We start from the raw sequence: 13,631 nt of genomic DNA, 5'->3' as shown, positions 1-13,631 counted from the left end.
GTACTCAGTATACGACACTAAGGAGAATATGTGACAGTCAATAAATCAGTAAATTTCAAAGTTAATGGTATGCACTGTGGTGGATGCGCGAATAAAATTAAAAACAGCGTAGCTGGTCTCAATATTGAGCACGATCTAAACGTTGATGTGCCAACTGGAAAGGTCAACATTAAGTACAACTCTGAAGAAACTTCAATTGCCACACTAAAAGATAGCATTGCGAAAGCGGGCTTCCAGGTGGAATCAGTTGAGCTCGAATAATTTAAAATTTAAAATCGAAGGTATGACCTGTGCTGCTTGCTCAGGCATCATCGAAAAAGAAACAAGACTTTTAAAAGGCGTCGAGTCTGCTGAAGTTAACTTCGCTACAGAGTCTGCTGAGTTTAAAACGGGTGAAGGTTTTGATCTTGAAACTTTCCATGCTCTTTTAAAGAAGCTAGGTTACCGTGCGATTGATCCAAACGCAAAAAGCGAACAAAATAACGATACGATTTTTAACAGCGACTTTATCAAAGCCGCTATTGCGATTGTACTTGCTTCTATCACGATGTTTTTTGCCATGGTTGTTCCCAACAACACCATTCAAGCAATCTTAACGACGATTCTGCTTTTTGGATTTGGCTGGCCTTACGTCAAGGCTGTCATTGGTTTTCATTCCAATATGAACACGTTGATTGGTTTGGGTGTTTTAAGCTCATACCTCTACAGTATCTATCTTATTTTTGCCTCACCTCACGCTCACCCTTATTTTGAAGGTGGAGCTTTTATTATCGCCTTTTCTCTTGTCGGTCACTACTTAGATGGGCTGGCCAAAACAAAAGCGAGAAACAACTTAAGCTCACTGTATAAAATGCAAATTAAGTTTGCTTCCCTGGTTGTTGATGGAAAAGAAATCAACACGCCAGTAGTTGATTTAAAAGTTGGTGACGTAATTCGCCTTCGCCCAGGAGAGAAGTTTCCTCTTGATGGCGAGATCATTGTTGGTGAAACTCACGCTGATGAATCTATGCTTACTGGTGAATCACAGGCGATTGCTAAATCAGTTGGTTCAAAAGTTTTTGCCGGAAGTATGAACCTTGAAGGGTCTGTGACTATTAAAATCACAGCGACACTTCACAGTACTTTTATTTCTGAAATCGTTCACTTCGTTGAAAAAGCTCAGCTTAAAAAAGCTCCTATTCAGCAATATGCTGACAAGATCGTTAAGATCTTCGTTCCAATTATTCTTCTGATTGCCGCTTTGACTTTTGTCGTGTGGTACTTGATGACGAAGGATTTAGGATTCTCTTTAACTCATATGATTGCTGTTTTAGTTATCGCCTGCCCTTGCGCGCTTGGGCTAGCTGTCCCAATGGCCATTATGCTTTCAACCAGTGAAGCGGCCAAAAATGGACTTTTAATTAGTGGTGGAGACATCGTTGAGAAAGGGTCTCATATTGATACGATTGTTTTTGATAAAACGGGAACACTCACAGAAGGTCGTCCAGAATTAACAGAAATTGTAGTCTTCGATACGGCCTACACAGAAGAAGCGCTACTAAAAATGGCCGCCTCTTCACTTCAGTATTCAACTCACCCACTTTCACAATCAGTGGCACACGCTGCTGTTAAAAAAGATGTTAAGCTTGCTGATCCTGATAAGTTTAAAAGTTTAACAGGACTTGGTATTGTAGCGGAATTAAACAGCAAGAAACTCGCTCTGGGAAATGCTGATCTTTTAAAACAAGAAGGTGTTGAAGGTGCAATTCCTGAAAGCTTTTATAAGGCCCACGTAGGAAGTTATGTTTTTCTTTCTATTGATCAAAAACTGGCTGCAGCTTTTGTCATCACTGATCCAATTAAAAATGAAGCGCGCACTCTTATTTCTAACCTTCATTCATTAGGCATTAATGTCTGGATGTTAACAGGCGATCACCAGGGTGTTGCTTATAAAATCGGAAGTGAATTGGGAATTACTCCTGAATTTATCCGCGCAGGAGTTAAGCCTGTAGGGAAAGCTGACTTTGTCTCTGAGCTACAAACAAAAGGTCACAAAGTGGCGATGATTGGAGACGGAATTAACGATGCTCCAGCATTAGCGAAGGCCGATCTTTCAATTGCAATGAGCAATGGCTCTGACGTGGCCCTGGAAGCTTCTGAAGTGTCTTTACTCGATGGGAAGATTCTTTTAGTTGGGGATTTTTTCGCCCGCTCAAAACGTACAATGAGAATCATTAAAGAGAATTTACTGCTCTCTTCGCTTTATAACATTCTCTGCATCCCACTCGCGGCAGGTGTGTTTTATCCGTGGACAAAGATGTCTCTCACTCCAATGTGGGCGAGTCTGGCCATGGGGCTTTCTAGTTTTTCGGTGATTATCAACTCGTTCAGAGTGAAAAAACTCTAACCTACAATCTTTCTAACTTCAGCAGCGGCTTCAGTCGCTGCTGCAAATGAACATTCAAACGCCGGGTTGGCCCAGTTGTCCTGGTTAGCAAAGAAGATCTTTCCACCAAATGGCTTACACATCTTTTCAAGGTAACCACTTTCGATCAGACCTTTATCGGCCACAGGAATTGAGTGTCCCCAACGAGTCATGCGCATCCCTTTTAAGTCATTCCAGTTTACGCCGACTGTCTTAGAGAAGTTTTTTAACTCCTCTGAGATTAAACCTTTATGTTTATCGTGAGCTGCCGGATTAAATAGGAACTGTCGCGCTCCATCGAATGGAAGTGATTTGTAAACAGTCATGACGCCATTTTGAGTTTTATCATCCTGGGCCCATGTCCCGAAACAAACATCACTAAAAGCACGCTTTGATTGCTTCATGGCCATTGGGGCTTCCGGCATCTCGCCTTCAAAACAATAGACATCAAAACCAGCGGATTTAAATGGTTTCTTGAAAATAGCATTTGCCACCAGGTAACCACGGAAATTTAAATCATCCATCAATTTGATTTGAGATTCAGGTAAACCAGGAACGATTAATTTAGCCACAAACTTTGGAGAAGCTACAATACAGGCTTCAGCTTCAACTGTCTTAATAACTCCCAGACCATCTTCATAAGTGATCCAGACTGAGCCATTAGATTTTTTATCAACCTTTAAAACAAAGGCCTGAGCACGAAGAGAATTGGCAGTTGTCCCCTCTTCTAATTTTTCAAACATTCTTTGTGTGATCGCGGCGTTACCACCTGGAAGAGTTAGAATGCCATCCACTTCAGAAGCAACAAAATTTAGAACCTGAAGAGCTGATAACTCTTCAATCGAACCATTAAAAGACGACCAACAATAAAGCTGGAAGTACTCCATGATGTGCGGGTGAACTTTTCCAAATTTGATTTCCAACCATTTCTCAAATGTGATCGTGTCTAAGTATAAATACTCTTCTTTTGAAATAGCACTGTCAGTTGTCCAAGGGATATCTGGATAAGCTTCATCATAAATTCTTCTTAACTCTGCTTCGACCTTAATAAAGTCTTGTGCATTTTTTGGATCAGTTACACCTTTCCAGAAATCCCCCATCAGGTTTTTCTTATAAGTGAACCTGGTCTCTTCTGATGTCTCATGTTTTAATTCATCCATTAAACCTAATTCTTTAAAAAACTTTTCAATGTCTGAACCTTCATCAGGAATCGTGACATAAGCGGCACCAATCGAATAAGTGGCATCGCCGTATGTCTCACCTTTAGAGTTTCCTCCAAAATTTGGGTCTTGTTCCAAGATAAGAGGATTTAAATCGCGAAGACTCCATCCGGCAACCAGGCCAGACATCCCACCACCAACAATAACAACTTTTCTTTTTTCAGTCGGAAGAGGAATCCCTCCTTTCTTTTTAATGTAACCATCAAGGTTCCATAAAATATCGTGAGGTCTATTAATATTGTCGCCATTGAAATCAAGACTCGCAAACTGATCAGCGCTTAACACCTGAATAGGCGACATTTGCATAAGACTCTTGGGAAGTAGTTTTTTGAGAACAGCTTCAGATTTTTTGGGCATAGCGAAGGCCATGGCCGTAAAAGCAGAGAGTTTTAAGAAATGGCGACGAGGATTGCTTTGAGACTCATTTAAATTCAATGACATATGGGTTATTTCCTTACCAAGAAATTTGTTTGAGGTATAAAACACTTCCCGTGTATTTCTGTCAAGAATTCCTATAAAAATGACGATAAATAAGCGTGATAAGTTTAGTAAATAGGCACATTCTGTTTCTCATCACATGGATGTTGATTGCTTCATGCAGTTCGCACCAGCTAGAGCTCAGTACGCGTGAACCTGCCGGCGAAAACAGCTGTGCAGACTTAATGTCCACACTCATTCAAAAAAATACTGCTTTAGACATCTCGCCTAAAGAAGCCCCGATTCTTCCTGAGCCTCTTGTCGATGTTCCTCTCACTCGGATTATTAACAAGAGAAAAAGTCTCAAAGAAAAATATATCAAGATTACTGAATCTATTCGCGACTTCCAAATTGGCAAAGACGTGCCAGTCAATGGAAAGACAAAACTTTTACTAGATGCTCGTGAAGGTTATCTGGCAAAAATCATGATGATTAGGAATGCTAAAAAAACCATCGACTTGAGTTATTACATCTTTAAAGACGATGATACAGGTAAGGCCATTTTACACGAATTAAGACTGGCCATAAAACGCGGTGTAAAAGTACGCATTCTCGTTGACTCCTCAGGATCAATCGCCAAAGCTCCATTTTACGATGACATCAAAGCCCTCATCGCCTTAAGCGGAAGAGCTATTCTTGATGAATATGGCAATCCGACTGGTGAATACGCTCACGCTGAAGCTATGCTTTTTAATCCCGTTTTTAACATACGCGCCCATATCGCTAACTGGGCAAAAACGATTCATAATTTATTTGTCAGCGACAATGAAAAAATCCCTCTTGCCACATTTACCATTAACCGCAGAAGTCATGACAAAATACTTCTGATCGACGCTCACTCTGAAACGGATTCAATGGCCATCATAGGTGGAAGAAACATCGCCGACAGGTACTACTCAGTCAATTCAGGTGAAGAAAATCCAATTTTGGATGCGGAAATTCTTATCAAAGGTCTTGCGACAAAAGATGAAAACGGAAATATTCAAAACTCCCTGGAAGACCACTATAATAAAATTTATTATTATCTCGCCAACAAAAACTTTGAAAATTTCCTTTTCAAAACCAATCGTGCTCAAGTGAAAAAAGAATTCAAAGAAATGCGCGTTAGTGCAAAAAATCTTTTTGATGAAGATGGTCCCTTACATGAACAACTCAAACAAATGGAAGAAGATAAATTTCTTGAAACGGATTTTGAAGACGGATTAATTTCGATCATTAATGAAATCCAAAACCTCAGCCGCACTAAAATTTTTCTGGCACCGCAAGGAGCTCACAATAAGAAAAATGGAAACTCTCTAGTGGCTAAACTTCATGCGGAAATCGCCAAAGCTGAAGATACGGTTGATATCGTCTCGCCTTATTTCTGGATCCCCGATGAGGAGATTGAATTTCTCATTGATTGGGCAAAGAAGCATCCACATCGAAAAGTGCGAATCTTTTCTAACTCGATAACAACCACAGATAATATTATTGCCCAGTCAATGGTGGATGCGACTTTTCAAGAGACAATTATTAAACGCATCAAGGGCACTCCCTATGAAAAACAATTTGAGATCTACTCTTATGGAAGAATTGATGATGAAATCCTGGGGGGCAATAAGCGGTATGGATTTCTCCATGCAAAACTAGTCATTACCGACAATAAGGTTGTTACCGTCTCAACCTCTAATTTAGACCCAATTTCGAGGCACTTGAATTCAGAAGTTGGAACAACCATTGAAAACCTCCCTAAGAACTCTAAGAACTTGCAGAAGTTGGTAAAATACATTGATGATTTGGAGAAAAACTCTACACTATGGGGAAGTGCTGAATGGGAAGAAATACGCAGGCATCCTAACAATAGGATTATGACGATTTTACAAGCCTTTGTGACTAAAATCATTTATGCATTAAACTTAGTTCCTATTATCTAAAAACGGGGCAACTAATTTCGATGTACCAAGAGAAAAAGCAATACATTGAAGATCAGTTGAGCAACGACTACGTCGTGAAGGCCCAAAATTCTTCTATCGCTTTTCTCCTCGGAGCCCTACTCTATTTTTTCTTGCACAGAGAGCATGATAAATACCAAGTTTATATCATTATCTTACTCGTTGGAATCGTCATCCTCTCTATTCTTAGACTCTACAATGCCAATCGCTATATCAATAAGAAAGTTCCTCTTCAGGATGCCGTTAAGATTGCCAGTTTCAGTGCTATTTTCAATGGACTTCTGTGGTCTGCCGTTGGCATTTTTTCTATTCTTTCATTTGATACTGTCAGCGTGCAGATCATCATCACATTTATTATTCTTATTAGTTTTAGTGCCGGCTCTCTCCTAACACTCTCTCACCGCTGGCCAGTTTTAATGATTTTTAACTTTTCTATCTTATGCCCTCAAGTTTTTTATGCTTTCTATCATCGCAGCGGAGACGGTGGCAGCCTTTGGCTTCTAGCCTACACTGCTGTTAACATCCTCTATATTTTTAGACAGGCCAATGTTGTTCAAAGCGAACTAAAAATGCGTTTTATATCTGAATACGATTTAAAAGAATCACTTGAAGCAATTGCTCTTAGTAAAAAAACGCTGGAAGTAGAAAGTATCAAGACCTTCCATGCTTCTCGTCTTTCTTCTCTCGGAGAAATGGCCGGAGGAGTGGCCCACGAAATCAACAATCCTCTGACAATTATTCAGGGAATCACTAAATCCATCATGGTTCATGACCAATTGAAAATTGATGACCAAACTCGTGAAAAGCTCGGCAAGATCCATGCTGCCAGCCAACGTATCGCTAAGATCGTAAAAGGAATGAAAACGATTTCAAGTAAGCATGATCAGATCGAACACGAAGAATTAAAAGTCAGTAAAGCACTGGAATTATCTCTGGGACTTTTTGAAGAGCGTTTAAAAAATGAAAGTGTTACATTTCGTTATGAGAATTCAACTGACCCAACAATCAGATGTAACCCTCAACAGATCTCACAGATTATTATTAACCTTTTAAGCAATGCCCTCGATGCTCTTTTGAAAAACGACAGCCAAAGCCATAACCTGGACGTTTTGGTGATTGAAGACAAGGCCAATCAAGCGGTTGACATCAGAGTTATTAACAGCGGACCTCTTATTGATTCTGAAATCGAAACAAAAATCTTTGAGCCTTTTTTCTCTACCAAGTCACTGGGAAAAGGAACCGGCCTTGGATTAAGTATCTCACAAACCCTCGCGGGAAATAATGGCGGGTATTTGAGTTATGAAGTGTATCAAGGTAAAGTATGCTTCAAACTTAGACTGCCAACAGTGACTGCTTAATTTATGAAAATTATCTGGCCCCTTATTCTGATTTCCTATGCCAGCCTTTTTGTTTTTGGAATTAGTGACAATATTCGCGGTCCTCTCTTTCCTGAAATCCTAAAAGACTTCAATGTCAGCGACTCAATGGGATCATTGATGTTTGCCCTCAGTTCAATTTCAGGTTTTTTTGCCAGTCACTTAACCAGACATCTTCTAAGACGTTATGATAGAAAATCTATTTTGCAGGTCGGATGCCTAGGTTTAACTTTTGCTCTTTTAGGTATGGCGCTTGCGCCAAGCTTTCAAATCTTTCTGGCATTGAGTGTGATCTTCGGGATGTGCTCTGGAATTCTTGGACTCATTCCCAATGTACTAGTTCCTTTAGGAGCTTCAACTGAAAAAAAGCAACAGCTGTTATCTGGTCTGCATGCGATGTATGGTATTGCCAGCTTGCTGGCGCCGATGCTCGTTGCAGCCGTTGGATTTTTCACCAAAAACTGGAGAATCACTTTCGCCCTAACCTCGATGACTCCACTAATTCTTTATTTTTATTCTCTTCACAAAAGCCATCATCCACATCACGAAAAACCCAAACTGACGGCAGAAGAACATAAGGCAAACAGGCAAAAAAATTTCAGGCCACAAATCTTTTTGGCGTTCATGGTGAGTTTTGCTGTTGCCGCTGAAGTCATGATGTCTTCACGCCTCGCTCTGTATATGAGACGTGTATGGAATTACGACCTGGAGATGTCGAGTCTCTATGTTACATATTTCTTTGTTGCTCTTCTTCTAGGACGCTTGCTTTTTACCGGTGTAAAGTTTAATCGCTCTATCCCTTTTCAGCTCTCGGCCTGCTTATTAATAACGGCCATGTGCATTTCTCTTGGTCTTTTTGTTCATCCCCTCTTTTTAACCGTAGCTGGAATGAGTATTGCTCCTTTTTACCCCCTGGCCATCGCCATGATTTCTTCAGAGTTTCCTCATGACCTGGACACCGCCGTGTCTTATATGATGGCAACAGACTCTATGATGCTGGCAATTATGCATGTGACGGTGGGAAAACTCAGTGATGAGTACGGAATTCACCATGCCATGTACTCTGAAGCCTTCTTTCTTACGGTTTCATTCGTTCTGGTGAACACCTATCATTTCTTTTTCAAAAGAAATGCGCAAAATCACTAAAGACTATTTTTTGATTCTGCTCTATCATTATTCTATGAAGTTTTTAATGAAACATTCATTAATGGTTATGGCCACTGTAGCCATTCTCATTACTCAATTCATTCTCCCATGGTCTGGAGTCAATGATGCTTACCCATTATTTAATTGGAGCATCTTCTCTTTTAGCCTTCCGACGACTCAAGCAACAACAATTCGCGTAACCTTCAAAGACAATATCGGTGAACACGTTTGTTACCTGACTCTTTGCCCGCGCGAACTTCGTACCGGCAATCGCAACGAACTCATTTGGAAAGCTGTTAATTGGGAAAAGGCCAGAGAGAGATCTTTAGCTAAGCCTACTTTCTTTTCTCATTTAGATGAGAGAATCACTCACTACGAGATTCTAAAAGTAGAAATTGACCACACGAAAGCTTTTGCCCCTGAAACGATTACGCCTATGCAGGTATTGGGGAAATGGAAGGAATGATGATGAAAAACAGAATCACAATTCTTTACCTAACTCTTTTTGTGCTGATTATGGCCCATGTCACTCAGTTTCTTTATATTCTTAATTTAAAGCCTACTGATGTTCTCTGGCCGGTAAAATGGATTCCTCAATCGAGTTGGTTTTTTACGGCTAATATAATGCTTGGGACTTCTCTTTTAAGTACTTTCTTATTAGCATTTAAAACAAAACACCGCTCACTGAGAATCATTTCTTTTGTTTCTGTTTTTTTTCTTATGGCCATGTATTTTTCCTATGGAAAAATCAATCATGGATTCCATCAATGGATCTATATACTTGCTGCTCTTATTTTCCCTCCGACTTTCAAAAAAGAATATGATGAGTGGTGGAGACAAAATCTTGCAGGGATTTTCACCTTAACCTATTTCTGCTCTGGAATCTGGAAGATCAGAGGTTTTTTTGATTTTGCGACTTCGTATAAGCAATACAGTTTAGCCGATTACCTTCGTATTCAAGTGAACAATGCAACTTTGGATAATGGGCCTTCTTACTTTATTCATTTTTTTAATTCACCTTCGAGCAATGTTTTTCTTATTTTAGGAGCTCTACTCGTCATTGCCCTCCAGGTGCTGCCTTTTCTTTTTGTCTTCAAGAAAAAATACATCTCGGCCTTTATCTGTGTCGCACTTTTTCATACGATGACACTCATCTCGCTTAAAGTTTGGTTCTTTCAAAGCATTATTCTTGCCGCAATTCTTCTTCTAGACTTCGATCAGCAAGAATATGAAATCAAAGAAAATTAAAAGCATCGTTTCAAAACTGACTCATTTACTTTTTTTAATTTAACTTTAAGTTCTCTTAGGTCCTATTAAGCTTCCATTTTCTCCTTGATAAGCTGAATTCAAGAGGGGCAATTCCCTCTCTCATGGAGGAAGAAATGAGTGCTGAGCAAATCATTACTGTTTCAGTTATGTGTCTTTGGTTTTTATTTCCCATCGGGATGTTTGTTTCAGTCTGGAGACAACAAAATGATGAAAAGCGCACTTTTCATCCAACTAAGGCAAAAAGGCCTTCTACCATTCACGTGGTTCCTCAGGCTTCTTACGTCTATGAGGACAGCGAAGACGATATAAATGATGAAGTTCATCAACAGGATTATGATTATACCAAAGTGCCAAAGAGAGACTCAGACAGGGACACTCATTGCACCAATAATTAACCTGTTTATGTAACCCAGTGCAACAGTTCAAAGTTAAAAATTCTAACTATAATAAATCTGTTAAATTTATTTAATTCGATTTACTATTTTTTATATCTAATTTTTAAATAGGAAGTCGCATGGGAATCTTTGATATTTTCACTAAGCAGTTTATTGATGTTATTGAATGGGTTGACGATGCTCCCGGTATTTTATCCTATCGTTATCCAATGCAAGATAGAGAAATTCAAAACGGTGCTAAGCTCACCGTTCGCAACACTCAGCTGGCCTTATTCATCAATGAAGGAAAAGCTGCCGACTTATTTAAACCAGGACTGCATACATTAACCACGAACACACTTCCCATTCTTACAACATTAAGAAACTGGGATAAAGCTTTTAAGTCCCCTTTTAAATCTGACGTCATTTTCTTTTCGACAAAAGATCAAATTGACCAAAGATGGGGAACATCTTCTCCTGTTATCGTCAATGATGTAAAATACGGAACGATGAGAATCAGGGCAAATGGGACTTATACATACAAAATTGTTAAGCCTGAGATTTTCTTCAGCAAGCTCAGCGGGATTCAAGAGCTTTACACAACAACTGATGTTGAAAATCAATTGAGGTCGATCATTATCACTTCATTTGCCAGCTTTCTTGGTAACTTGCAGATGAGTTTTATTGAACTGGCCGCTAATCAAGTCGAGTTATCGCAAAATTTAAAAAAAGCTTTAGCGGGACATTTTGCCAATTACGGGCTTTCACTAGAGAGCTTTTTTGTTCAAAGTATCAGCCTTCCAGAAGAAATTCAGCAGTATGTGGATAAAGCTTCTTCAATGAGTGTGCTTGGTGATTTAAATAAATACGCTAATTTTCAGACTGCCGAGAGTATTACTTTAGCCGCTAAAAATGAAGGTGGTCTAGCTGGTGTTGGGGCCAGTGTAGGTATTGGTGCGGCCATCGGTCAATCAATGCAGGGAATGTTGAATCAGAACAATTCACAAAATAATACAGATTCTGATCCAATGGAGCTGATCAATAAGCTGCATGATATGCACACCAAAGGCATTATCACGAAAGAAGAGTTTGAAAGTAAAAAAGCAGAACTGTTAAAAAGAATTAAATGAAAGAAATCTATACTTGTCCCAGTTGTGGCGCTGATATTGACTTCAAATGCTATTTTTCGATGTGCAATACTTGCTCTTCTTGCAAGTCTGTCGTCGTGAAACATGGTGTGAACCTGGAAACTTATGGGAAAACAAGTGAATTCCCACCAGATCTTTCTCCTCTGCAAATTGGAACAACCGGCATTTATAAAAATGACCATTTTGAAATCATTGGACGCCAACGCGTGCATTACGATAGAGGTTTTTGGGATGAGTGGTTTGTCGCCTTTGAAAATGGAGCTGATGGCTGGATCGCTCACGCTCAGGGCTTTTACATGTTCAGTGTTGAAGCTAAACATGTGCTCTCACCTCCCCTAAGAGAAGATGTCCAGGTCAATAAAATGGTCAGTGTTAACCAGGTTTTTTACACCGTTGATGATATTAAACGAGTGACTCACTCCTTATCATCTGGTGAATTGCCTATGTTCAACACAAAAGAAACAAAGCGCACTAGCGTTGATTTAAGCAATAATCAAAACAAATTTCTCAATCTTGAATATTACGATGGACTGACAAAAATCTTCCAGGGTGAGTATTGTGATTTTAAAACTTTCAAATTTCAAAATCTAAAGGAATTAGATGGCTGGCAATAGTAAACCTTACGTCAAAGTTTTTGACTGCCCTTCGTGTGGCGGACAAGTTTCTATACGCGCAAGCGGATACACATTAAGTGTTGTCTGTAGTTCTTGCGGCTCTATTATTGATGCGACTAATGAAAATTATCGAATCCTAAGCACTATGGCAAAAAAGATTCCACCGAAGATGACTATCCCCCTGGGAACGAGAGGAAAAATCAATGGAACCCTTTGGGAAGTTGTAGGATTCATGCAAAGAAGAGATAGCTTTGCCTATGACTGGCAAGAATATCTTCTTTTCAATCCCTATGAAGGCTATCGCTGGTTATCCGAGTATGAGGGGCATTGGAACTTTATCACGATGACAAAGGTTAAACCTGAAATTTCAGGATCCGAAGCCTTATTTAAAGACCGCGTATACAAAGCTTTTTCTGATTATAGAGCGAGAGTTCTTTTTGTTGCCGGAGAATTTTACTGGCAAGTTCAAAGTGATGACAACTGCACCATGACTGAATATATTGCTCCTCCTTTTATCCTGTCTTCTGAAAAAAATGAAGATGAGATCGTCTGGAGCCTTGGTGAGTCTATATCACACAACGAAATCGAAAAGGCCTTTAAGCTAAAAGAGATCAGATCACCAAAAGGAATTTCTCCAAACCAAGTCAGCCCTTTTGCTGACTTAAAAATTTATACATCTAAAATGTGTTTTGCTTTTGCCATTGTACTTTTCATCATTCAAATCACATACGTGGCCATGACTAAACCAAAAATCGTCTACTCTCAAGAGATAGCTGTTCCGACAGTATCCACCGAAAAAGTCGCAAGTAGTGAAAGCTTTGATATGCCATCTTTTATGAGTGCAATGGATATTACCATCCAGTCGCGCATTAACAATGACTGGATTGAAGTCAATGGCGAGCTGATCAATGAGAGTAAAAACGATGAATCTTTTGAATTCACTCATGGTGTTGAATACTACTCAGGATATGACTCTGACGGGAGATGGGCCGAAGGAACTCCTAATGCAACAATCACTCTTTCTAGCATCCCTAAAGGAAAATACCATATTAACTTTGAATCGGTAACAAATGGTGAACAAGCTAAAAATATAGCGATCAATCAGCCCACCTTCCAACTCATTGTCGAGAGCGACGTCCCTATTTGGTACAATTTTTGGTTCTCAATTCTAGTTCTTATGGCCTTCCCAATTTACTACGCCATTAGAGATTATCGTTTTGAAATGTCTCGCTGGGAAATGAGTCCATATTACGAAGGCAATTAATCAGGAAGAATAATGAAAACGTTTTATAAATATCTTGGAATTTTTTTATGCGCGCTGATGATTTGTGCGAATGCCCTCGGATGGCGCTATTTTGATACAATGAATGCGGCACCATTAGCTAAAGGTCATGCCGGCCGATCATACCATAAGTAACAACTATCTTTTTATATTAGGAGACACCATGACAGAACAACTTATCTCTTCAAAGTACATTGCGAGCGCTATCGTTTATTCAGTCCTAGGACTTATTATTCTATTTTTGTCTCTTATCGCTTTTGATAAGTTTACTCCTGGAAACCTTTGGCAGGAAATTGTTGAAAAACACAATGTGGCGATGGCCATCACTGTAGGTGCTATTACTATTGCAGTTGCTCAAATTGTGGCCTCTGCTATTCATGGTTAATTAAA

General features: G+C 39.5%; 13 protein-coding genes. 12 read left to right on the top strand and 1 reads right to left on the bottom strand.

All coding sequences use genetic code 11. The features are described 5' to 3' along the window. The first annotated feature begins 30 nt into the window (after window positions 1–30). Complete coding sequence (locus C0V70_RS02075; RefSeq protein ID WP_102242206.1) at window positions 31–261, top strand: heavy-metal-associated domain-containing protein; 231 nt, start codon at window positions 31–33, stop codon at window positions 259–261. Continuing rightward, window positions 248–2,386 carry a heavy metal translocating P-type ATPase gene (locus C0V70_RS02070; RefSeq protein ID WP_102242205.1) on the top strand — a complete coding sequence of 713 codons (2,139 nt, stop codon included), beginning with the start codon at window positions 248–250 and terminating at the stop codon, window positions 2,384–2,386. The genes C0V70_RS02075 and C0V70_RS02070 overlap by 14 nt, the downstream gene beginning before the upstream one ends. On the opposite strand, the gene C0V70_RS02065 is transcribed toward C0V70_RS02070, so the two are convergent. Beyond that, window positions 2,383–4,065, bottom strand: coding sequence for an FAD-dependent oxidoreductase (locus C0V70_RS02065; RefSeq protein WP_102242204.1), 1,683 nt, complete (start codon window positions 4,063–4,065; stop codon window positions 2,383–2,385). The two genes, C0V70_RS02070 and C0V70_RS02065, sit on opposite strands and share 4 nt — an antisense overlap. 95 nt (window positions 4,066–4,160) lie before the next feature. Here C0V70_RS02065 and C0V70_RS02060 point away from each other — a divergent pair, with 95 nt between their 5' ends. The 10 genes from C0V70_RS02060 (at window position 4,161) to C0V70_RS02015 (ending at window position 13,626) form a co-directional block, all read left to right on the top strand. After that, a complete protein-coding gene (locus C0V70_RS02060) occupies window positions 4,161–6,014 on the top strand; it encodes a phospholipase D-like domain-containing protein (protein ID WP_133566681.1) in 1,854 nt (617 codons plus the stop codon). A 20-nt stretch (window positions 6,015–6,034) separates the two neighbouring features. Continuing rightward, window positions 6,035–7,390, top strand: a complete 1,356-nt coding sequence (locus tag C0V70_RS02055; protein WP_102242202.1) for a sensor histidine kinase — start codon at window positions 6,035–6,037, stop codon at window positions 7,388–7,390. A gap of 3 nt (window positions 7,391–7,393) precedes the next feature. After that, on the top strand, window positions 7,394–8,554 hold the full coding sequence (locus C0V70_RS02050) for an MFS transporter (protein ID WP_208107775.1): 1,161 nt from the start codon (window positions 7,394–7,396) through the stop codon (window positions 8,552–8,554). A 34-nt stretch (window positions 8,555–8,588) separates the two neighbouring features. Further along, window positions 8,589–9,020 (top strand): hypothetical protein, encoded by a 432-nt coding sequence (locus C0V70_RS02045; protein ID WP_133566680.1) that lies wholly within the window; start codon window positions 8,589–8,591, stop codon window positions 9,018–9,020. A 2-nt stretch (window positions 9,021–9,022) separates the two neighbouring features. After that, window positions 9,023–9,802, top strand: coding sequence for a hypothetical protein (locus C0V70_RS02040; protein WP_102242200.1), 780 nt, complete (start codon window positions 9,023–9,025; stop codon window positions 9,800–9,802). A gap of 134 nt (window positions 9,803–9,936) precedes the next feature. Beyond that, the gene (locus tag C0V70_RS02035; protein ID WP_102242199.1) at window positions 9,937–10,218 is read left to right on the top strand and encodes a hypothetical protein; all 282 of its coding nucleotides are present in this window, start codon (window positions 9,937–9,939) and stop codon (window positions 10,216–10,218) included. 119 nt (window positions 10,219–10,337) lie between these two features. Continuing rightward, a complete protein-coding gene (locus C0V70_RS02030; RefSeq protein ID WP_102242198.1) occupies window positions 10,338–11,327 on the top strand; it encodes an SPFH domain-containing protein in 990 nt (329 codons plus the stop codon). Next, window positions 11,324–11,959, top strand: coding sequence for a DUF4178 domain-containing protein (locus C0V70_RS02025; RefSeq protein WP_102242197.1), 636 nt, complete (start codon window positions 11,324–11,326; stop codon window positions 11,957–11,959). Before C0V70_RS02030 ends, C0V70_RS02025 begins: the two co-directional genes overlap by 4 nt. Then, on the top strand, window positions 11,946–13,223 hold the full coding sequence (locus C0V70_RS02020) for a DUF4178 domain-containing protein (RefSeq protein WP_102242196.1): 1,278 nt from the start codon (window positions 11,946–11,948) through the stop codon (window positions 13,221–13,223). The genes C0V70_RS02025 and C0V70_RS02020 overlap by 14 nt, the downstream gene beginning before the upstream one ends. Before the next feature lie 181 nt (window positions 13,224–13,404). Next, window positions 13,405–13,626 carry a DUF350 domain-containing protein gene (locus C0V70_RS02015; RefSeq protein ID WP_102242195.1) on the top strand — a complete coding sequence of 74 codons (222 nt, stop codon included), beginning with the start codon at window positions 13,405–13,407 and terminating at the stop codon, window positions 13,624–13,626. Window positions 13,627–13,631 lie beyond the last annotated feature (5 nt).

The organism is Bacteriovorax stolpii (assembly GCF_002872415.1).
GTDB classification, from domain to species: domain Bacteria; phylum Bdellovibrionota; class Bacteriovoracia; order Bacteriovoracales; family Bacteriovoracaceae; genus Bacteriovorax; species Bacteriovorax stolpii.
Note: the sequence above shows the minus strand (reverse complement) of the source record. Positions and strands in the feature narration are given on the sequence as shown.